The sequence below is a fragment of the Leptolyngbya sp. NIES-2104 genome (genome assembly GCF_001485215.1).
Classification (GTDB): Bacteria; Cyanobacteriota; Cyanobacteriia; order Leptolyngbyales; family Leptolyngbyaceae; genus Leptolyngbya.
On sequence record NZ_BBWW01000001.1, the window covers coordinates 786,497 to 808,591 of the forward strand.

The 22,095-nt window shown below is 48.3% G+C and carries 11 protein-coding genes; 3 read left to right on the forward strand and 8 right to left on the reverse strand.

Features of this window, described 5'->3' with window-relative positions; genetic code table 11:
• Window positions 1-169: 169 nt before the first annotated feature.
• The 6 genes from NIES2104_RS03695 to NIES2104_RS03720 all read right to left on the reverse strand — a co-directional run bounded on the left by NIES2104_RS03695 (window position 170) and on the right by NIES2104_RS03720 (window position 10,726).
• Window positions 170-454 carry a DUF928 domain-containing protein gene (locus tag NIES2104_RS03695; protein ID WP_058995854.1) on the reverse strand — a complete coding sequence of 95 codons (285 nt, stop codon included), beginning with the start codon at window positions 452-454 and terminating at the stop codon, window positions 170-172.
• Between the two features lie 64 nt (window positions 455-518).
• Window positions 519-3,467, reverse strand: coding sequence for a hypothetical protein (locus tag NIES2104_RS03700; RefSeq protein WP_225895201.1), 2,949 nt, complete (start codon window positions 3,465-3,467; stop codon window positions 519-521).
• Between the two features lie 23 nt (window positions 3,468-3,490).
• Window positions 3,491-5,275, reverse strand: a complete 1,785-nt coding sequence (locus tag NIES2104_RS33310; protein ID WP_058995857.1) for a response regulator — start codon at window positions 5,273-5,275, stop codon at window positions 3,491-3,493.
• Between the two features lie 18 nt (window positions 5,276-5,293).
• Window positions 5,294-7,393 (reverse strand): response regulator, encoded by a 2,100-nt coding sequence (locus tag NIES2104_RS33315; protein WP_072218022.1) that lies wholly within the window; start codon window positions 7,391-7,393, stop codon window positions 5,294-5,296.
• A gap of 9 nt (window positions 7,394-7,402) precedes the next feature.
• A complete protein-coding gene (locus NIES2104_RS03715; protein WP_058995859.1) occupies window positions 7,403-9,895 on the reverse strand; it encodes a response regulator in 2,493 nt (830 codons plus the stop codon).
• A gap of 309 nt (window positions 9,896-10,204) precedes the next feature.
• Window positions 10,205-10,726: a hypothetical protein gene (locus tag NIES2104_RS03720; protein WP_058995861.1), complete on the reverse strand. Its 522-nt coding sequence runs from the start codon at window positions 10,724-10,726 to the stop codon at window positions 10,205-10,207.
• A 196-nt stretch (window positions 10,727-10,922) separates the two neighbouring features.
• On the opposite strand from NIES2104_RS03720, the gene NIES2104_RS03725 reads away from it, so the two are divergent.
• Together NIES2104_RS03725 and NIES2104_RS03730 are read left to right on the forward strand one after the other, a co-directional pair.
• Window positions 10,923-12,269, forward strand: a complete 1,347-nt coding sequence (locus NIES2104_RS03725; protein WP_058995863.1) for a VCBS repeat-containing protein — start codon at window positions 10,923-10,925, stop codon at window positions 12,267-12,269.
• A gap of 365 nt (window positions 12,270-12,634) precedes the next feature.
• The gene (locus NIES2104_RS03730) at window positions 12,635-13,777 is read left to right on the forward strand and encodes an IS4 family transposase (protein WP_058995868.1); all 1,143 of its coding nucleotides are present in this window, start codon (window positions 12,635-12,637) and stop codon (window positions 13,775-13,777) included.
• Here the strand turns inward: NIES2104_RS03730 and NIES2104_RS03735 are convergent.
• The gene (locus tag NIES2104_RS03735) at window positions 13,743-16,139 is read right to left on the reverse strand and encodes a right-handed parallel beta-helix repeat-containing protein (protein WP_058995869.1); all 2,397 of its coding nucleotides are present in this window, start codon (window positions 16,137-16,139) and stop codon (window positions 13,743-13,745) included. The genes NIES2104_RS03730 and NIES2104_RS03735 overlap by 35 nt on opposite strands.
• Window positions 16,140-16,643: 504 nt before the next feature.
• Between NIES2104_RS03735 and NIES2104_RS03740 the strand changes: the two genes are divergently transcribed.
• The gene (locus NIES2104_RS03740) at window positions 16,644-19,553 is read left to right on the forward strand and encodes a filamentous hemagglutinin N-terminal domain-containing protein (protein ID WP_058995871.1); all 2,910 of its coding nucleotides are present in this window, start codon (window positions 16,644-16,646) and stop codon (window positions 19,551-19,553) included.
• Here the strand turns inward: NIES2104_RS03740 and NIES2104_RS03745 are convergent.
• Window positions 19,536-22,046, reverse strand: a complete 2,511-nt coding sequence (locus tag NIES2104_RS03745; RefSeq protein ID WP_058995873.1) for a CHAT domain-containing protein — start codon at window positions 22,044-22,046, stop codon at window positions 19,536-19,538. The genes NIES2104_RS03740 and NIES2104_RS03745 overlap by 18 nt on opposite strands.
• Window positions 22,047-22,095: the final 49 nt, after the last annotated feature.

The window sequence follows — 22,095 nt, forward strand, 5'->3', positions numbered from 1 at the left end:
GTAAGCTATTTCGTCTTCCCAAATAGGTAAAACTCATCGCCGTCACTGCTCAGAATTAATTCGACTTGAGGGAAGTGCGATTGCCTCAAACGATCTCTCAATTGTCGTTCGATGTGAATTCTCAAAGGCAGCAATCTCTTTAAGTCATCGGTACTCGAATCGGAAGAAATTAGCGCTGTCTCTGTTGTTCAAGTTTCTTGATTTCGATCAGGCGATCGCGCCATTCCCTCAACGCTTGAGCTTCCGAACTAGCAAGAGAATCGAGCAACTCTAGTACAGCAGATTGATTTTGAGGACTTTTGCGGGCTTGTGAGATCGCATCGTACCATAAGCCGGACTCCGCGTACAAATCAATTCGCTGTTTGGGCGTTTGCGCGGCGGCGAGTTGAGTTTGTAACTTGCCAAGTTCTGCGCGATCAAATCGAGATGGATTGAGATCCCAATCTATTTGCACATTGATACACTTGACGTTCTAGCTTCTACGGTTCTGAATCCAGCACTTTCTCACTGATTGCTTTCTACACTTCACTTCGTTCCATCGAGCGCTTTGATCGATCGACGGTTGCCCGTGAAACAGGGGCAGCAGTCGTCATAATTCGAGTGCGACTTTGAGATTTCCAGTGCTGATACTGCAGGAGCGGGAATGAGGCGACCTGTTTTGCCATTGCCCAGAAGAACACATAGCTTGCTAACAATCTCTCAAACCCAGTGAATCTTGATTCTCGGAGTTCTTCTAGCGCGATTTGGCGATCGCAAGAAGCGTCAAGGTTGGAACTAGAAAGAACGATCGCAGCTTGAAAACTTTGATGTGCGATCGCTGGATCATGTCCTAGCGCAATAATCTCTGCACCTGTACTTAGGTTTTGCACTCCAATGGCTTGCTTGCCGCTCATGACAATGGCACTTTCACTCTCCTTCTGCATCGGACTGCGCCGCCCATCGGGAATGCCCAGAAAGATCAGAGAGCCTCTGACCACTCGATGTCCGTAATGGTGCAGCATATGGTCTTGTGGATTCCCGCCATGTACTTCTAAAGAAGCAATCCCGTAGCTGAGAGAAAAGAGCTTACTCACATAACATCTGAGAAGCTGATGAATCCAAGGCGCATCCCCAATCAGAACGGAACGTTTCCCAGTTCGTGCCAGAAGCGGTCGATGCTGAAAATATCGCAGTGCTAGACTCCAGAGCCAAGGACCAAAGATGTAAATCAGAATGTCTGCAACGATCAATAAAGGCAGTAAAAATCCAGGAATCGACAGATTGGCAAAACCGAAAATGATCCAACATACAGTTTGAACCAATGGAATGCCGAATCCAACTGTGACCACAATGTAGAGGGCATGAATTGCCCACACAAGTGGCGCTTCAATGATATGCTGTGCCCACTTTTTACTACTTTGAATCAGTTGAGAATAATCGGATGATCGATTGATTTCGCCTTTGGCAGTGATTCCCACGATCGCTTCAGCACGGGTTGGGAAATCAATCTTCATTCTTTCTAGCATCAATACATCGGCAGTCGATAAGGTCATGCCAAATGCACCTTGATGAGTTAACTGTTTTGCAATGTATAGCAGTAGCTCTGTTAGAGTGGCTTGAGCCGCAGCGATCGCGACGGTTGTGGGTTCTGCGGTTCGTCGCCCGCTGCCATTGATGAAAATTCGTCTCGTAAAACTTGACTCTTGATAGTAGTACTGAGAGATTGCAGTTCCCATCAGACTACACATCTCTCCAGTGAGGATAAAGAATTCGCGAATGTTTCCTTGCTGGCGCAATTCTTCTAGAGCATTCGTGGCTTGCAGGGTTGGAAAGGTTTGTCCAGACTGACTGATTGCAAGCACGATCGAGGTCTTGCCCAGTCGTAAGCTGCCATCGTACTGCAATCGTTGGAGGAGCTGATTTGAGGAAATGGTTTTAACTATCATAGCTGGACAGATCAGCACGAGATCTTGAGCAAATCGCTCACCGAGCCAAAGACTACTTTCAACGCCTGTAATCAATAAATCGATTGCGGGTGTATCCGTGACCCGCTCTAGTTTGAGGTTCTTCGCTTTCTCAATCAGGAGTTCAACGAAATAATCTGCGGTCTGCCGATTAAATGAAGTGGGATCATCCCAAGATTGCTCGATCGACTTGAGAATTTTAGGAATTTCCTGAATGTCACGTTGAACGGGATCTACTGCATGTTTTTCGGGAGGCAGAATGTAGGAATTGCCTTGTAGCGGAATCCAACGCTCTTCAAGTTCTGAGCTTCGCAGTTCTCGGTCTTCGAGCATTGAGTAAACGGTGATGTGATTCACGCCGACCCAGGCAATTTCGCCCCCTTTTTGATCGAGATCTAATCGATACGATCGCGGAATATGAGACAGTACCGCATCGACCGCAGCAGGTTCTGAAGCATAGACCATGTAATCATCTTGAACATTGAAGCCCGTTGCGATCGGTTGTCCCCAAGCACTGACCACAAGTGTTGCTTCGCTCAACGTAGAAGCTGTAACGAGTCCAAAGCTACCCTGCGCTCTGGATAGAAAGAGCTTCGTGGCTTGATACAGATTGTTATGAAAGAAAACGTGAATTGCAGTTTTGACAAAAGCGGCGAGTTTTTCACACACGATCGTCTGACTTAAAGCTTGAATTAGCTCCTGCTCAAATTGATTCACATGCTTTCTCGACAGTTCAAGCATTGAGTTTGCATAAGGCATGAGAAGCTTGTCTTGATAGTCAAGAAAAACCTTTTCAACGATCGTGCTCCAATTCTGAATCTGAGCTTCAGTGGGAGCCGTGTTCGGAGCGTCTTTTGTCGGCGTTTTTCCGCCACAAGCATCTCGCGTCGATTCTGCAACAGCCATCTGATATGCCAATCTTAAGGAAGCATCCCACATGCCCTGAGTGATTAATAAATCCATCATGCCAGCAATTTTGGGAGAGTCGCCCAATGCAGCATTGGGCGTGTGTAAGACTCGTTGTAGCCAAAGTCCTAGCTCTGCATTCTCGATCGTGTCATCAAAGATTGTCCAACCATCAAAGTCGCCGTTGTGAGTGATTCGATGATTCACGAGCAGTCGATCGCAGATCCATTTTCCCGCTTCGACACGCCAAACGTTTGCAAATCGAGCAGGCATCCATTCGTGCCAGTGAGTCTCTAAAACAGCAGGTGCGCTACTGGTGGCAAATCGATAGTGCCAGATTCCGACCACTGCCTCATCTGAAGCCTTAGCGCCTTTTCCTGCGGCTTTGCGCCGAGTCTTTGAGAAAGCAGATTCTAGAGATTGAGTCAGATTTCTTCGCTTTTGATTGACCACTTTTTCGCCCACAAAAATCGCTTGATTGGCGCGATCGCGAGCGAAAATTGCACCGCCGCCTGCTTGCTCTCCTCGAATCTCAGTCTCTCGACCCATTGTTTTGAAAATCTCTACCACTCGTGCGGGTAGCAGTTCAGCCTCATCTTGCGGGAGCCGTTTTCCCAAAAAACCAAAATTTCCACACATAGTTATTTAACAGAGATAGAGCTTTTCAAGCAGTCTTCAATTTTGCTAAGTAAGCGGGGTAACTCGATCGGTTTGGTATCATAGTCATTGCAACCCGCCGCGATCGCTTTTTCACGATCGCCTGCCATCGCATGAGCCGTTAAAGCAATGATGGGAATGTGGCTCGTTTGTGGATTGGCTTTGAGTTGCTGTGTTGCTTCCCATCCATCCATCACAGGCAAACTGATATCCATCAGAATCACTTGGGGTTGTTCTGAAAGTGCTTTTGAGACTCCTTCTGCTCCATCACCTGCAAGTACAACTTCATAGCCGTGACGCAGTAACCGACGACTGAGCATATCGGAGTTTAGCTCATTGTCTTCAACGAGTAGAATTTTCAAGGGTGAATTCGGGGATTGTACTTCTGGAAGCTCAGGCTGGAGATCATCGGGTTGTACAACCTCGGCAGCTTGCAACGATGACGATCGCTTCACTTGCTCTAGTTCAAACTGCAATGTTTCGACTTGCTGCTTGAGGTCAGCTTCGAGTTGCTTTTGTTCTCTAAGCTCTTCGACAACGCCTTGATACTGCTCGACTTGCTCACGTAACTGAACTAATTGTAAACAAGTTGCTACTTTTGTACGCAGTAGCGTCGATGGGCAGGGTTGGATCAGGTAATCTGTTGCTCCGAGTGCAATTCCTTGTAAAACTTGCGGCATCTGGTCAGAAGCAGCAATGAGCAAAATTGGAACATCTTTCAATTTCTGATCTGATAATAGTTCTATGTGATTCACCTCCAACAAAATTAGATCAAAAGTAGCATCAGAAAGAATCTCTAAAGCTTGCTGCTGAGTTGTCGCAATCTTGACGAAATAGCCCTGGCGTTCGAGTTGTCTGGCGATCGCAGTATTTGCAGCAACGATCAGAATCGGATTGTTTCCACTCACAGAGAAGTCAGTTTTTTGGGTTGGTTGCCAAGTGAAAGACCCACTGGATTCGTGCTTTTGAGTATGACGAGCTAAAACGCGATCGAGATTGTTCACCAGACTTAATAATTGCTGGGCTGAGGCGTGAAGTTGTTCTAGATCCGAGACAAAATCATCAGGAGCTTCTTCTAGTAAAAGTTCACAGTAACCGATAATGGTGCTAAGCGGAGTGAGAAGTTCCCGTCGGAGTGCTGGAGCAAAAAGATCAATCGTCCAGTCTTGCTGTTGGACTTCGAGTAGGACTGGATTCAAAATACCTTGCACCAATTTGAGCAATTGCAAAGCTGAAACATAAATCTTTTGGAGATCATTCGAGAGCGATGAATCTTCGATCGCATCGAGCAACATATCGCTATAGCTGATCATGTTGTAGATTGGCAGTTCAAGCTCTTGACGAAGCGATGACCACGAAACTGAGGGTTGAGTGTGATTCACTGGCTCTGGAGGCTTTGGTGCGACTGGTTTGAGCAGTAAATCCATTTTCTCAAGTAATCGCGCAAAATCTACAGGTTTCGTATCATACTCATCACAACCTGCCGCGATCGCTTTTTCACGTTCACCCGCGATCGCATCTGCGGTCAAAGCAATGACTGGAATCTGCTGAGTTTTTGGATTAGCTTTAATCTGTCGAGTAGCTTCCCAACCATCTAAGATGGGCAAATGCAAATCCATCAGAACGAGATCAGGCTGATCGGATTGAGCCTTCGTCACCCCTTCTGCACCATTGACGGCGATAATCACCTGATATCCTTTTCGTTCTAAACGACGACGGAGCATATCACGATTGATTTCATTATCTTCAACTAAAAGGATCGTGGTCATCTGTCATTCCTGCGAATACTAACCAATTAACTGCTGACTAATTTGATCAATGACTTTTGTTAAAGGATGATCGGGGTAACACACTAAGAAAATCTCGCTGCTCGATAGGTGCATCATCTCTTCTGAGAAGGGCAAAATTCCGACAACTGGGACATCGTAAGACGTTTCTAGCTGCTGGCGATAGGTTTCGACATCAAAGTTCGGCAATGCCCGATTCACAATTAAAGCAATATTTTCAACCGACAGCATTCGAGCCAGTTCTACAATCACCGCAGTTCCCTGATAATCTTGATAGTCTGGGCGAAGCACGAGCAGCAATAGACTCGAAGCCGCGATCGCTTGTAAAGTCTCTGGCGCGATTCCAGGATGACTATCAATCAGTAGAAAATCTAGACTCAGATCGCGACTAATTTCAGAAAATCCATCGAGTAACTTCTCATCGTGGTAGCCTTCTCGCAAAATTCGAGTCATCTCACCTGCTTTCACACTGGCTGGAATCAGATAAACGGCTCCCTCAGATTGTTCCGGTAAAACTCGACTGAGATCATAGGCTGCTTCATGCAAAGCACAGCGCCCTGACAAGTAATCATTCAAAGTTAAAGTAACTGTTTCATCCTCTAACCCAAACAAGAGATGAATTCCAGGGGATTGCAAATCGGTGTCAATGATCCCAACTCTATATCCTTGCTTTGCCAGACTAATCGCGAGATTGCTGGTTAAATTCGATTTACCTGTGCCCCCTCGGAAAGCATGAATCATGATCTTTTTAGTATCGCGATTGCGTTTTGCGATCGTGGATAAATTCACTTTCTGAATCGTGGGTTCCTCATTTGCGGAGAAGCGAGAGAGCGAAGGATAGAGCGAACCCCGATATAAGTTCTCAACATCTCGCCCACCTTTGCCCCGTTTCTGATTTTGGCGAAAATGGTTGGTTGCTGCAAGTTCGTCTGCGATTTGCACCCTCTGATCCTTGTGAACGGCAGCTTGCAGGAAATTCACCTGTTGGACTAGCGTTCGTTCGCGAGACTGAACTTCCTGCGCCATTTTCTGAAACACTCGAACTAACTGCCCAAACTCATCCTGTTGCTGGTTGAGGTCATTGAGGCTATCTGGAGTAAAGGTTTTTGCTTCGATTTCTGCTGCTGCTGTGGTTAAGCGATCGACTTGTTGGAGATAGAGGATTTCTTGATCTCGCAACCGTTTTTTCTCTAAACAAGCTCCAATTCTTGCCTTTAGTAGCGTAGGATCAAAGGGCTTCTGCAAATAGTCTTCTGCTCCTAGTTCGATACATTTCACCGCCCCCTCAATTTCCTCTAAAGCAGAAATCATAATCACTGGAATATGCCGCCAAGCTTCATGCTGTTTGAGTTGCTCTAGCAATTCCAAGCCGTTCATGTCTGGCATAATCACATCGAGCAGGATGAGGTCACAAGGCGCTGCTTTGAGGTGTTCTAACGCTTGTTGAGCGCTGGTTGCAGTGGTAACTGTTGTGTAGCCCTGTCGTTTCAATTTGCGAGCAAGAAGATCGGGATTAGAATCATCAATGACTAAAATCATCCCGTCCTGAATCTGCTTCTCAGGGGATGCTCGATGCAAACTCACAAACGTTGTGGTTGCATTTTGTAGAAAATTAACTGCGGCTGGACTCTTGACCGAAAGCGTCGCAGCTTCCCCTTGTTCGTTAAGAATTTGTAGCTGCTGCTGTGCGAGACTCACAATATCATTTACGAGAATGAGAAGCTGTTGAGCCGAAGCATTGAGATGATTTAAGTCGGGAATCGATTCGGCGGGGGCATCTTCGAGCAGCATTTCGCAATAGCCCATAATCGTACTCAAGGGCGTAAGCAGTTCGACTCGCAGCTTTGTTCCGAACCTATCTAGCTCTCCCTCGATTTCGCTGGTTTCTAGCTTTTCGGGATCGAGCGTGGTGCTGACTAAACTCAGTAGCTGCTTGCTGCAAGCATAAATTTTTTGCAAATCATCAAGAAGCGCTGCATTCTGCTGAATTTGGGGTTCTTCTAGCAAAAGCTCACTGTAACCGATCATGCCATTGATCGGCGTACAGAGTTCGTGACGAAGATAAACGAGCAGGCGATTTTGAACGGGGGAGCGGTTCATGGTTTATTCCTACGATCGCGGGGCTTTTTTGATTAAACTGCGAATCTCATCGAGAAGCTGACGGTTACTCGAACCTTTTGAATACACTCGTTGCGTTCGCTCACTTAACCATTGGCGCTCCTCAGCAGTCAAATCTTTTGCCGTGAGAACAATGACAGGCAGCGATCGCCATTCAGGATGCTGGCGCAGTTCGCGAATGAACTCAAAGCCATCCATTTCCGGCATCATCAAATCGGATAAAATCACGCTCGGTTTCTCGCTTTGCATGACTTCTAAAGCTTTGCGCCCATTCTCTGCCTCTAAGACCTGCCAGCCTGCTTTCGTCAGTTGGCGATTGATCATGTCTCGGTTTTCGGCGTTGTCTTCTACCACCAAAACAGAAGTTGAAGCAGCGGTTGCACAGTATGGCTCTAGTAGAGTGATTAAGCGATCGTAGTCTACAGGTTTAAGTAAGTAATCCACGGCTCCCAAAGCTGATCCCAGGGCTTGATCTTCTTCGATCGTGACAATGACAACCGGAATTTTCATCAGTTCAGGTTCAGACTTGAGCAGGCTCAAAACCTCCCATCCGCTCATTTCAGGCATTCTAATATCGAGCAAAATCACATCGGGAGTCTGCTGTTTCGCAAGCTTAACGCCCTCTTGCCCTCCGAGCGCTGCAATGACGTGATAGCCTTCGCGACCGAGAAAACGCTGCATCAGATCATGAACAGCAGGATCATCGTCAATCACAAGAATCGTTCCACCATCGCCCATGACTTCACGCTTGACGGTTGACTGAGGAATCTCTGGTGCAGCTTTCTCGGTTTGAGCCATTTCTGCTGGGAGCCGCATCTTAAAGGTTGTGCCTTCTCCTGCTGCACTCTCGACGTGAATCTCTCCACCCAAAAGTTTGCAGAATTGCTGTGTGATCACCAGCCCCAATCCCGTTCCGCCATATTTGCGCGTCGTTGAAATATCAGCTTGAGTAAACGCCTGAAACAGTTTAGCTTGCTGCTCCGGAGTCATCCCAATGCCAGTATCACTTACTGCAAAAGTAATCCAATCTGGCTCTGGACGCTCTACGGTGAGCGTAACTGTACCATGTTCGGTAAATTTGCTTGCGTTACTAAGTAGGTTAAATAAACTCTGTCGAAGCTTTGTGATATCCGATCGCATTGTTCCAATGTCAGATGGACAATTCACCACGAGTTGATTCTGATTCTTGACGATTAAGGGATGGATTGTATCGGTGATCTCCTGCATTAATGGCGCGATCGCAAATGTTTCTAGAAACAGTTCAACCTTGCCCGCTTCAACTTTTGAGAGATCTAAGATATTGTTAATCAACCCTAAAAGATGTTTGCCCGCGCCATGAATCTTTCGCACATCGGGAATCAAGCTTGGCACTTTCAAATCGTTGATCTCTTCGACCAAAATCTCGCTGTAGCCGATGATTGCATTTAAAGGAGTGCGAAGCTCATGACTCATATTCGCGAGAAACTTGCTCTTTGTTGCATTCGCTTCTTCAGCTTGAGCTTTCGCCTGTTGTGCTGTTTTCATGCTGTCAGCCAGTTGAGCGGTTCTCTGTTCAACGGCTTGACTGAGCGTTTGCTCTCGTCGAGCGACTTCTAGCGCCATGTGTTGAAATGATCGCGCCAGTTGTCCCGGTTCATCCGCTCGACGCGCAACCTTGGCAATCTTGGGAGAGTTGAATTCGCTCACTTGCTCTGCGGTGATAGTATCTGTCGTCAGATTGCGAGCGATCGTGGTGAGTTGATTGAGCGGAGAGATGACTCTTCGCTTCAGCAATCGATTAATTAAGAGCACCACGATCGCAAAAATCGAAGCAAAAATGCCCATCGTCAGCCCTAAATACTGATGCCCGCGATCAAACACCTGATCCGACGGCACATAGATCGTCTGAGCCGCAACAATGTCGTTGAGTTGCCATCCAAAGCCTCCTTGATCTCCAAAGGTCGCTAACTGACTCTTGGGCGCTTTGTCGGGAGTCGAATGGCACTGCAAACAACTGTCCTTCTTAACTGCCAAAGGGCGAGCCGTAAAAAACAAGTTAACGCCATCCATCGTCCGATAGCCAGATATCTTGTTGAGATCCGGCTGTTGACGGAACTGCTCCACGAGCTTGGCTTCAAACTCATCCGCTTTATCTTTAGGATTGGTGGGATTGAGCGTTGCTTCCCGGTAGACGTAATTCTGGTGTTCGGGTTGGCTGCGAAAATTCTTAAATACGGTGAGCGCAGAGTAGGCAGGAACGGTTTCACTGATGAACTTGGGCGAAGCTTCTAGTTGCGGCTTCAGCAGCGGCGCAACGTTCTCACTCGTGTAAGTCCTTACTGCATTCATGGTTTGGGTGAGCAGTTCCGCTTTAGTTGAAATCTCATCCTCAGCTTTTCGTTGCATCGCGTGGGATAACGTAATCCCACTCAAGATAATTCCACCTAGAAAAATGAGCGTGAGCAGCAGCGTAAACTGCGTCCCCAATCGAAGCTGTTTGAGCATTTCCACTCCTCACTAGAGCACGATTGCAACTGAATGCAAATTATTCTGTTCTCTGAAATAATGTTGTCTGGACGGTAGCAGTCTGAATTGCGTCGGAGAGTCGGTTGCAAAGGTGAGTAAAAAGTCTACTCAGTTGATCAATATAGGAGAAGACTTAAGGTGTTGTCAAATTTGATAGATGACAAATTACTAAGTCAAGAGATCGTTGTGCTTGTCGGTTACATCTATGACAGACTACGATGCGATCGCGCTTTCAAAAAGGCTCTAAAAGGTACGTACTCTAACCTGTGTAATCTAGACAAGATGCGGTTAGATGCCCCCAGTCGGATTTTCGCAAACAATGCCTTTGGTGCTGATTGCTTTAATCTTTTCTTTAGCACGATCGACTTTCCAAGCGTGATAGATTTTAGTTCGATATTGCGTGTTAGTTGCTTCTGCGATCGCCATTAAATTCTCATTGCGTTTTCCGTTCTGAAAACAGAAGTGATTGCCCATGAAAACTTGTGTTTTCGAGAGCGTGGGTAATTCTACAACATCGACAACGAGAGCGTTTAGTTTTCCGGTTGCAGGATCATGCCCTAACGATCGATTCAGCCACACCATGCCTTTATGACTGTCGCTGACCTGACTCACCGTATAGCTAAAGTCGCCATTCTCCTGTAACCCCAGCACCCAACCGTTTCGACCTTGTAATCCGCTCGGCAAATCCAGATATTTCAGTCCAATGTACGAGCGGCTCGGCGTTTGAAGGGACGCAGATTGAGTCCATCCTGGCAGCGTTGCACTCCATACTGCAACTGTAATTAATGAAAACAAAGATAAACGTTGCATTGTTCAAATCTCCAATTAAGTTAGCAAGGTTACTTAGATTGTTTTGCGGGCGAGAATGCAGGGTTATGCAAGTTTGGCTGATGATCAACGAATCCTATCAAGTGACAGCGATACTTGCGGGTTGACAGTAACTCTATAATGTTTGTCTATTCAAACCTGTTTGCTTTTAGATGTAGAGATCAGGGGATATTGCTTTATGCCTGCTACTGCTACCAGTCTTGACCTAGGACAAAACTTGATTCTAAGGAATCTACTGACCGGAGAGAATGCCATCCGGCGACTGAATGGGACTTCCCTAACTGTTGAAAAATATACGACAGCAGTACCTGATCTCAATTGGCAACTCGTCGGCGCGGGTGACTTCAACTCCGATAACAACTCCGACTTGGTATGGCGTAATCAAGCAACCGGGCAGAATGTGATCTGGCTGATGAATGGAACATCGCTCTCAAGCGGCGTGTCGATCGACTCGGTTCCGGATTTAAGTTGGCGAATTGCAGGAGTCGGTGATTTCAACCGCGATGGAAACTCTGACTTAGTATGGCGCAATACAGCATCCGGGCAGAATGCGATCTGGCTGATGAACGGCACCACTGTGACAACGGGCAGCTTTATCGAGCCGTTGCCCGATGGGAACTGGCAGATTTCGGGAACGGGTGACTTCAACCGCGATGGAAACTCTGACTTGGTGTGGAGGCATACAGCATCCGGGCAGAATGTGATTTGGCTGATGAACGGCACCACCGTGACAACGGGCGTGTTGACCCACCAGGTACAAGACCCGAACTGGCGAATTCAAGCCGTGGGGGATTTCAACAACGATAGCAACTCCGACCTGGTATGGCGCAACACAGCGACCCATCAAGCGGTGATCTGGCTGATGAGTGGCACCGATGTGGCAACCACAGTTTTTACCTCTGTGCCAGAGACGAACTGGCAAATTGTCGGAAGCGGTAATTTTCCCCTGCTTGCTCTGGCAGCCAATTACGCTGCGGGAAGGTTTCCGTCTGGTGTCGATGTTGCCGATTTTAATGGCGATGGCAAGCTAGATCTAGCAGTGACCAATGATAACGTTTCGGTGTTGCTGGGGAATGGGAATGGCACCTTTCAAACCGCCGTTAATTATGCAGTCGGGAGGAGTCCAAAGAGCATCAGTGCGAGCGATTTTAATGGCGATGGCAAACCAGACCTGGCAGTGACGAATGTAAGTTCTAACACTGTTTCGGTGTTGCTAGGGAACGGGAATGGTACCTTTCAAACCGCCGTTGATTACACAGCCGGAACTACTCCATACGGTATCAGTGCGGGCGATTTTAATGGGGATGGCAAACCAGATCTGGCAGTGACGAATAATAATTTCTCTGGCACTGTTTCGGTGTTGCTGGGGAATGGGAATGGCACCTTTCAAACCGCCATTAATTACACAGTCGGAAGGAGTCCATTCTTTATCAGTGCAGGCGATTTTAACGGGGACATTCAACTTGATTTGGTCGTGACGAACCTTAATGACGGTACGCTTTCGGTGTTGCTGAACCAGGCATAAAGCCATCAGCGAGGCGGCGATCGTTAAGCGCTGGATATTACTGTTTGAGATCAATTTCCAGAAGCGGGGATGGTAAATAAGCGATCGCCATCCCCACTGATGCGTGACAACTCACCTACGGGCAGGCAGGCACATTGGCAATAAAGTTAAAGCCTCTTGGAGAAAATAGGCTCGCTGGTGCCGCAAAGGTGTTGTTAGTAAAAAATACCTGAGCGGGAGTTCCCACTAAGGAAAAGGTATGGGCGGGAGCATTTGCCCTTAGGGGGTGACAACGCAGCTGAACCGTAGAGAAGATGCCGGATAGCAGTATCGAGAGACAGAAAAAATGAGGTGATTCCAATTGTTTCACCTCATCGATCTAAAATATGTTGCCCTCATTCTATCAAACCTGTTTACAATCGCAATTAACCCAGACGCAATTTGTGACGCTAGAAATCTTGGTCGAACTGTTGCACAAAGAGCGCAGAATTACGATTGAACGCTTAGCCACTCTATTTCCGCAACCGATTCTATTTGAGAGCAGACGACGAAACATTCAACGATTCTTGAGCTTGCCGCAACTGACTCCGCAAGCGATCTGGTTTCCGATTGTCAAGCAGTGGGTCAAGCGACATCATCCCCGGAGCAAACCACTTCATCTGGTGATTGACCGTACCCAATGGCAAGACCATAACTTGATCATGGTGAGTCTTGTGTACAATAAGCGAGCGATTCCATTGCACTGGATGTGGCTGAACAAGCAAGGACAGAGTTCACTTGTTGAACAACGAAGAGTGTTACGCCCTGTGTTTCATCTGTTGAAAAAGCATCGCTTCATTCTGCTCGGAGACCGTGAGTTTCACAGCATTGAACTGGCGGCTTGGTGTGTAGAAAAGCGAGTCAAATTCGTGTTCCGTTTACCGAAGAGTACGACCGTCAAACCAGACGACAGCAGCAGGTTTACGCGCCTTGATGACTTGCCGCAAACGCCCGGAATCACCGAGCAATATCTGCAAATTCAAGTGACGCAAAATCGCGGGTTCGGCAAGCACAATTTAGTCTTGCGCCAAAAGCGTGCCTACCGTCAATCGAGTTCGGATGCTTGGTATCTTCTGACTAATCTCGTCGATGCCGAACAAACGCTCAACGCTTATGCCACTCGCTTCTCGATTGAACCCCTGTTCAAAGACTACAAATCCGGCGGCTATCACCTCGAAGATTGTCATGCCGATTTCGGGCGTTTTACTGCCCTGCTGGTCCTGATTGCCATTGCCTACTCGATCTCGACCCTACAAGGGCGGCGCATTCGCAAAAAACAAGTGCAGCGTTACGTCGCTCGTGTGACTGAGCCAAAGCGGACAACAAAGCGTCACAGTGCTTTCTGGATTGGCTTGTATGGCAAGTTATGGATTGAACCCTTGAATTTGTGGTCAACCTTGGCAGGTCAACTGATGGCACTCAAGCCGCAAAAACGCCTTTTCTTTCAGCGAGGTCTCAACGCCATTTCCCTGATTCAGTCTGCTCTCTAGCTTCGTTGTCACCCCTTAAGGCATTTGCCACATTGTCCAGCACCACTTCACTAAAACTGGCGAAGGTATTTCCGGTCAAGTTCAGGCACAGGGTTTGGGAAACACCCGGACTGGGAGTGGTTTGAGCCTGAACAACGCGAGAAAATGAACCTGGGGGAGGAGTTGTACCTAGAGTAAAAGTATTTTGGCGGACATTGGCAGAGAGATCGGGCGTGCCTAAGCCGATCACACTCGCAGTGCTGAGATCAACCCCCAGTAGCCCATTGGCGTTGATGGTATTGCGATCGATCGATACTCTTGCGGTTGTACTGCCCCGCGCCTGTACCTGAACGCCGTTTTGTCCGTTGTTAGCGATCGTATTATTCTGAATCGTGCCCCCCAATCGGGCAGTTGTGGGGTTCGTGGTGGGAATTGCTTGCAATCCTAAGCGAATATCAATGCCTTCATCGCCATTATTGCGAATCGTGTTGTTTTCGATCAGCAGATTATTCACCACCGCATCTTGTCCTAAACCAATCGCGATGCCATCTCCCCGCACCGGAGTTGCACCGCCATTATTCTCGATCGTGTTGTTAGAAATGTTGATATTCGCGGTAGCTGCTGGTGTGGTGCCGCTCGCTCTTCCTGTTAAGCCAATCAGAACACCGTCGCTGAAATTGGCACGAATCTGGTTATTGATTAAGTTGAGATCGAGCTGTCCAGCAGAGTTGACGATCGCAATTCCCTGACCGTTAGCGGTGAGCAATTCATCATCTGCTACGCTCTCGATCGTGTTGCTGACCACGTTATTGGTAATCGTTGCCGTCCCGATGTTTTGTAGAAAAATCCCTTGATTATTGGTGCTGTCAATCTGGTTGCGAAGCAGGTTCACTGTGGTCGCTCCATTTCCCAAAATGCCTGTATCTGCCGTGTTGCGAATGAAGTTATCTCGAACTTCAACGCTATTGACATTGGTAAAGGCAACACCAGCACCAGTAGCACTGGCGATCGTAAAGCCCGATAACACCGTGTCGCTTCGCATCGTGACCGTGCCGTTGATCGTTGGAAAGACTCCACTACCAGAGCGAGGAATCTGGAATCCTGGTAATGGCTGACCATTGAGAGTGGCTACCAGAGGTTGAATCGCTCCAGTGGACAGGACTTGAACACGATCGGGAATGGTAAACGCCGGAATGCCAGGATTGCTACCTGCCTGCACATAGACGATCGCATTACCATCCGATCGTGTTGTATCTAACGCCGATTGGACAATGCCGAACGGATTTTCAAAGGTGCCATTGCCGCCGCTAGCTCCGAGCGTTACATGCTGAAAGATATAAGGTTGTCCTGTGGCGGGATTCGTCAGGAATATATTAGAGGTGGTGCTGATATCTTTGATTTCTTGTTGTCGATCGATGGCGATCGCATTGATCCGAACGGGATCGTCTCCCAAGCGAGCTAAGACGGAGGTGGGGTCAGATCGGCGGGAACGACTTGGGGGAAAGCTCAGGGATACACTCGCAATCACATTCGTTCCAAAGATGCCGTCGTGTTGCACTCCCAGCCCCAGCGTCAAATCATTCAGGGGACGAGCTTCCAGGCGACCGCGCACACCAAAGGAAGTCTCTCCAGCAGATAGGTAGTAGAGTCCAGCGTATCCCCGGACATCTCCGCCATTGGGAAACCGCGCCAGCCTGACTCCCACCTCTCCATCAAAACCAGCGACCAGCGCTTCTAGATCGCGGATGATGCGTTGCGATCGCGTTTCCGTCACGAGCAAGAAGTTATTCTGAAACTGTAAATCACTGACTTGAGTGCCTGTATTGAAAGCGCTTTGCCTAACGGTTTGACGCGAATCGCCTAGCGGAATGTAGGCATTCAACCGAGCATCCCAAGTCTCTCCCAGCGTTTCAAAGCCAACCCCTAACTGAGAGAAGACGTTGGAGCCAGTATCGCGATTGTCGTAGGACAGGTAAGTGCCATAAATGCGGTTCGCCGCAGAATTGTAGAACCGATAGCCAAACAAAACATTGCCGCTCAACTTGGCATCATTATCTAGCAGTAGCCGACCGAGCAGATATCCCAGATCCTGTCCTGGAGTCTGATAAAGCGGAATAAAGCCTTGGAAACTGCCAAACCCTTCATATCCCCCACCTGATGTGTTGTATCCGACTCCAGCCCTGGCAGGAACAATCAAATCAGCGGCTTTTGGAGTGGGTGCGGCAGGAGTTGCATCGGTTTGAGCCAGATTAATAAAGGTTAGGGGCTTGAGAACTGGATCAGGCTGGGTAGAACCGGGTTCAGTTGCATAGGCAGTCGTTGAAGCTAGTAGCGCAATCGTTCCTAGCTTTAAAGTCCATCCGATCCGTTTGATTCTTTTCACACTCACACTCCATAAACACGCACAGCTACACACTTCTCATTTATCGAGTAAGTGATTCAGGGCGGTTGCCTTTCTAGGAATCCGCTGCTTACTCGTACCTGCGGGCGATCTTAAAAGTCTATGCACTCCAGGAGAAAAAGATTGCAGTCTTGTTACATAGAAATTAAGTTGAAGCTAGTAGCGCAATCGTTCCTAGCTTTAAAGTCCATCCGATCCGTTTGATTCTTTTCACACTCACACTCCATAAACACGCACAGCTACACACTTCTCATTTATCGAGTAAGTGATTCAGGGCGGTTGCCTTTCTAGGAATCCGCTGCTTACTCGTACCTGCGGGCGATCTTAAAAGTCTATGCACTCCAGGAGAAAAAGATTGCAGTCTTGTTACATAGAAATTAATTTGAGCCTCAATCCTCGATCGCACTGAGCAATTTCTTGCACTTCTCTACTCACTCAGAAAAGATTAAGTTAGAGTTTCAATCACCTGTTGTCGTGCTCATTGCTATGCTTAAATCGCTTCTCAGTCTGTGTTGTATTGCTACCATTCTCGGCTGGCTCAGACTTCCCGCAGTGGCACAAATTACCCCTGATGCTTCACTGGGAACTGAACGAACCACGCTCTCACCCGCCAACATCATTGGGGGAGGAGCACAACGCGGCGCAAACTTATTTCACAGTTTTTCAGACTTTAATATCAGCGACGGACAGCGGATCGACTTTGCGAATCCTACGGGAGTCGATCGCATTTTTGCACGCGTCATTGGAGGAACGCGATCGCAGATTTTCGGCACTTTGGGCGTTCTCGGATCTGCCAATCTGTTTTTAATCAATCCCAATGGCATTTTCTTTGGACCCAATGCACGCCTTGATATCAGTGGCTCATTTGTAGTAAGCACAGCAGACCGTTTAATCTTTGACAATGGTGAATTTAGTGCTACGACTCCACAAGCGCCCCCGTTGCTCACCATTTCTGCACCGATTGGACTTCAATATCGTGGCACCGGAGCGATTGAAGTGCAGGGGGCAACGCTGAAGGTTCAGCCGAATCAAAGGTTAGCGCTGCTCGGTGGCGATGTCTCGCTGGAGGATGCCTATCTTGAGTCTCCGGGCGGGCAGATTGAGATAACCGGGCAAAACATTTCGCTGCAAGATAGTAGATTGGTAGCCGGACTGGGGTTGCAAGCCACTCCGAATGCGGTAGCAGGCAACATCATTCTAAGTGCCACAGATCGCCTCTCGCTAAATAGTAGTAGTATATCGAACGGCATTCTCTCGACTGCGGTTGGCAAGGGCGGCGATATTCGATTGAACGCTGGATCGCTGTCGATCACTGACAATTCGTTGATCTCAACGAATATAGACGGTCAGGGCAATGGAGGCGACATCGCGATTCAGGTGCGTGACGCGATGGTCTTAGATGGCAGTAGCATTGCAAGCCAAGTAGGGTCGGGTGCTGTGGGGAATGCGGGAGATATTACGATCGAAACGGGTTCGTTCACTTTGGTCGATCGATTCAGCTTCTCTGAAGAGCAGGGCGTTCGAGGCGAAGCTTTTGTGGATGCGTCTACGCAGGGGCAGGGAGACTCAGGCAAAATTACGATCGTGGCTCAGGATGCCGTGTTGATGGATGGCGGTCGGATTAGTAGTGTCATCGGGATAGATAGCAGCGGCAACAGCAACGACATCAACATCACGGCGGGTTCAGTCGATCTCAAGCAAGGAGCCTCCCTGCAAACGTTTAACCGTGGACAGGGGAATGGAGGCGACATTGCGATTGCGGTGCGCGACGCGATGGTTTTAACTGACAGTAACATTGCAAGCCAAGTGGAGTTCAATTCTGTCGGGAATGCGGGAGATATTACAATCAAAGCGGGTTCGTTCACTTTGGGTGCAGGCACCGCCACTGAATTTGAATCCTTTTTAGGCGAAGCCTTTGTGAATGCGTCTACAGGGGGGCAAGGGAATGCAGGCAAAATTACGATCGCGGCTCAAGATACCGTGTTGATCGATGGCGGTCGAATGAGTAGTGTCGTCGGGCTAGATAGTAGCGGCAGCGGCAATGACATCAACATTACGGCGCGTTCAGTCGATCTCAAGAAAAGAGCCACCCTGCAAACGTTTAATCTTGGACAAGGTGGCAGTGCAGGTAACATCATCATCGCCAGTGAAACATTCACCTCGACCGGAGATATTGTGAGCACAGTGACGGATGCACAAGGAACGGGCGGTAATGTCTCGATCACAGCAAATTCGCTGACGTTCACCGACGGCACGATTGAAGCACTCACATTTGGACGCGGCAATGCAGGCAGCGTTCAGCTTCGGGGTCGCGATCGCATCGTCCTCGACGAAAGCGGCATTTCAACGGAAGTGCGTCCGGTCGGAGATGGGACGTTTGCACAAGGCAATGGTGGCAACATTACGGTCTCTACCAATGAGTTGACGCTGGCGCGAGGCTCTCGACTGAGTACGAGTACATCGGGGATTGGTAGAGCGGGTGATTTGAACGTTGTGGCGAATGCCGCGATCGAGCTTTCTGGAACGCAACAGGTGTTTAATGAGCAGGGCGATCTCGTGGAACAAACGAGTGGACTGTTTGCCAGCACTGATGGACCCGGTAATGCTGGAACGATTCGTCTCAAAACGAATCAATTCGTGATTCGCGATCGCGCTCAAATTGGAGTGAGCAGCACAAGTGACGGGGAAACGGGCAATTTAGCGATCAGCGCGAATTCGCTGCGGCTTGATCAAGGTCGCATTACGGCAGAATCCGCTTCAGGGACGGGGGGTAATTTGTCGTTCAATTTAGAGAATGTCTTGCTGCTCAGGCGGGGCGGTTCGATTTCTACCACTGCTGGACTGGCACAGGGAGGCGGGAATGGCGGCAACATCAACATTGCGTCTGGTTTTGTCTTAGCGGTTCCAAGCGAAAACAGTAGCATCACAGCCAATGCGTTTCGGGGGAACGGCGGCAACATTGCGATCGCGACGCAGGGTATCTATGGGTTTGAGTTGGGCGATCGGCAAACCAATCTGAGTAAAATCACGGCAAGTTCCCAATTTGGCATTGATGGAACTGTGAGCATCAATAACCTGGCACTCAATCCCGTTCAGAGCATCGGCGAACTTCTGATCCGCTTCAGTTCTCCCTCGATCGCTCAAGGCTGTCAAACGAGTAGTCGCACGGCTCGCTTTGTCAATCAAGGACGAGGCGGGCTGTCTCCTAGTCCTGCTGATCCACTCACTACAGAAACAATTTGGCAAGATTGGGAACTGATTGATCAGCGTCAAGCGAACCATCCTGAAATCGTCGAAGCACAAGGCTGGGTCAAACAATCGGATGGAACAGTGGCGCTCGTTGCGAATCTCGATCGTGCATTGAATGATTGTCCTGTGTTACAGCCAGTTCCCTAATAAGACATAAGGTGCCCAATACCTGGGATGACGGAAATTGGGGTCGCGAAGTAAAGATAGTTGCGCTTGTCTGAGTGCTTCTGCCTTTGAGACTTTATCTTTCGCTAATTCGCGGTAGAACTGCCCAATAAATCGCGCTCCCGATTGATCATCTAAGCTCCACAATGAAGCTAGAGTACTCCGCGCCCCAGCTTGCACTGCCACGCCTGCCAATCCTAATGCTGCTCGTTTATCGCCCTCAGCCGTTTCGCAGGCACTTAGAACTAAGAGTTCGATCGCTTGGCTTTGTAGGTCTTCGCGATCGCGCAATAACAAACTTAGTTCATTCACTTTAATCGGCTTATCCCAAGCTAATATGAACGTTTCATCGGCGTTAGAGCTAAATTGTCCATGAGTTGCTAAATGCACGATCGGAAACGGTAACGCCTGTATTTGTTCTCGCAATTTTGCGCTGGTAAAGGCTTGATTGAGCAAAATCTGACTCGGAACTTCGGCTTGCAGTTCTTTGAGTTCTGAAGCTACATTTGTCAAAGCACTAAAACCGTGACGTTCTTGGGTTAATCCAGCCGCGATCGCTTGTAATTTCTGATTCTGAATCGGTTGAGGATTGAGCAATTGCAACCCAGGAGATAAAGCAACGCTGTAGCGCTCAATTAAGTAGCGTTGTCCATCATGGAGAGCCGCGATCGGCACATTTCGCAAAGCTCCATCCAGGACAAATACAAGCGTGTTGGTTTTCTGCTGTTCTAGCTCGGCTGCAATGGGTTGAATCAGCCAATCATAGACCTTCTTACCCAGTTGCTTGCCCTGCGGTGTAGTGATTGGTTTTTCTAAATTCTGTCGCAGTTCTTCTAAAGTTGTTTCTAGCTCAGATTGTGCAACCTGAACTGTATAGTGACGTAGTGGTTGTTCTGGAAGGCTAAGAATGATATCAATGCGATCGGGTAAAATAATCGGGTAAACAACGGCTGCTTGAGTCTGTGTTTTGAGTGAATCAATCTCGACAATCTTTCCTGCTAAACAAGCGGTTCGGAAAAAGTTATCGAGTTCTGCCAACCGCAGTGATTCAATTACTTGACGCGCTTGTTTCAGGTTCTCTTGTGCGGGAGTGGGCGAACTCAGCAATACCTCTACATATTCTCGATACACTGGCTCTACACGCTCCCGAAACGAGAATTGTAAATCAGGATTCGATGCTGCTAAATCAGATCGAATCGACTGCAAGGACTGAAACGCTAAACGATAGCTCTGAGTTGCTGCCTGAGTTTGTCCTTGTGCCCTGAGCAGTCGTCCAAGTTGCCACTGCCATTGATAAGAAATCTCTGGGGCTTGAATCGTTTGGGCAGTCATTAATGCTTGTTCGGTCAGCTTTTGTGCTTCTGATTGCTGCTGTGTTTGTTCATAGACTTGACCCAGATACCCTAGCGCATACGTTTCAGCCCGCCTGTCGCCTAATTTTCGGGCTTCTTGGAGTGCGATCGCTAACGTTTGAGCAGCGGCTACGGAATCAAGTTTGATCAAGCTTTGAGAAAAATTAATCCGAGCATAAACCGTCGATCGACTCAAAGGTAAAGTGGATAACCTGGATTGAATTTCAGGAATCAAGGCTTTACTTTGTTCTCGCTGCCCCATTTCGACTAGCAGGCTAAATCGATTCAGTAACGCCTGGGGTTGATTCGATCGCTGATAGAATGCCAAGGCTGCTGTCGTGTCCTGCTGCGATCGTGCGGCATTGCCTAGACTCAACAGCGTTGCGTCAGCTTCTACATCGGACAGCTTCAAACTTTGCTCTAAAAATTGCCGCGATCGCGCCGCGTTCCCGACCCGGAGCCAGCTATCCCCTAGACTTCTTAATGCGATCGCTTTCAACCGTGAATTAGACTGTCGTTGCAGCAACCGTTCGACTTCTGCTAAGGTTTGTCTCGCTTGCAATAGTAATCCTAAAGCCTGCTGTGCCTGGACTTGATTGAGCAAACTGCCAATCTTTGGCGTGTCCTCACCCAGTTGCGTATAAAGTGCTGTCGCTTGTTTCCAGGTTGTCAGTGCCGCTTCGACCTGTCCCTGAGTGAATTGAATTTCCCCTTGCGTATTTAAAACTTGTGCCAAAATCCGAGGGTGAGATGTGCCTACTAGAAGTTTTAAGCTTTTTGCAATGGATTCAGAGGCTTCGCTTAGAGAACCGATTTGCTTGTGCGCTAAGGCAAGGTAGCTCAAAATCAAGGCTTGATTGGCGCGATTGCTTTTGGCATCATATTCTATTTCAGCTTGTTTCCAGTCTGCGATCGCTTGAACATACTGCCCCGCCTGGTAAGAGATGCGTCCCTGCTGCACCCGTTGATCAACAGACTGCGATCGCTCGACAGGCGGATTCACTTGTGGAGAATGGGCAACAGAGGCAGCCCCGAACGATAAACATAACCCAAGTGCCAAGCTAATTTGCGTTGCAGAAGTCACACTGCTACTCAGTCTTACAAATTGACGCGATCGTGCCATTCCCCTCCTCCTGCATTTCTGCCCAATAGAAGCCTAGCCGAAAACTTCC

Bases quoted from the DNA above. Each gene is read 5' to 3' on its own strand.
- NIES2104_RS33310 (WP_058995857.1), bottom strand. From the start codon at position 5,275: ATGACCACGATCCTTTTAGTTGAAGATAATGAAATCAATCGTGATATG.
- NIES2104_RS33315 (WP_072218022.1), bottom strand. From the start codon at position 7,393: ATGAACCGCTCCCCCGTTCAAAATCGCCTGCTCGTTTATCTTCGTCAC.
- NIES2104_RS03715 (WP_058995859.1), bottom strand. From the start codon at position 9,895: ATGCTCAAACAGCTTCGATTGGGGACGCAGTTTACGCTGCTGCTCACG.
- NIES2104_RS03720 (WP_058995861.1), bottom strand. From the start codon at position 10,726: ATGCAACGTTTATCTTTGTTTTCATTAATTACAGTTGCAGTATGGAGT.
- NIES2104_RS03725 (WP_058995863.1), top strand. From the start codon at position 10,923: ATGCCTGCTACTGCTACCAGTCTTGACCTAGGACAAAACTTGATTCTA.
- NIES2104_RS03730 (WP_058995868.1), top strand. From the start codon at position 12,635: ATGTTGCCCTCATTCTATCAAACCTGTTTACAATCGCAATTAACCCAG.
- NIES2104_RS03740 (WP_058995871.1), top strand. From the start codon at position 16,644: ATGCTTAAATCGCTTCTCAGTCTGTGTTGTATTGCTACCATTCTCGGC.
- NIES2104_RS03745 (WP_058995873.1), bottom strand. From the start codon at position 22,046: ATGGCACGATCGCGTCAATTTGTAAGACTGAGTAGCAGTGTGACTTCT.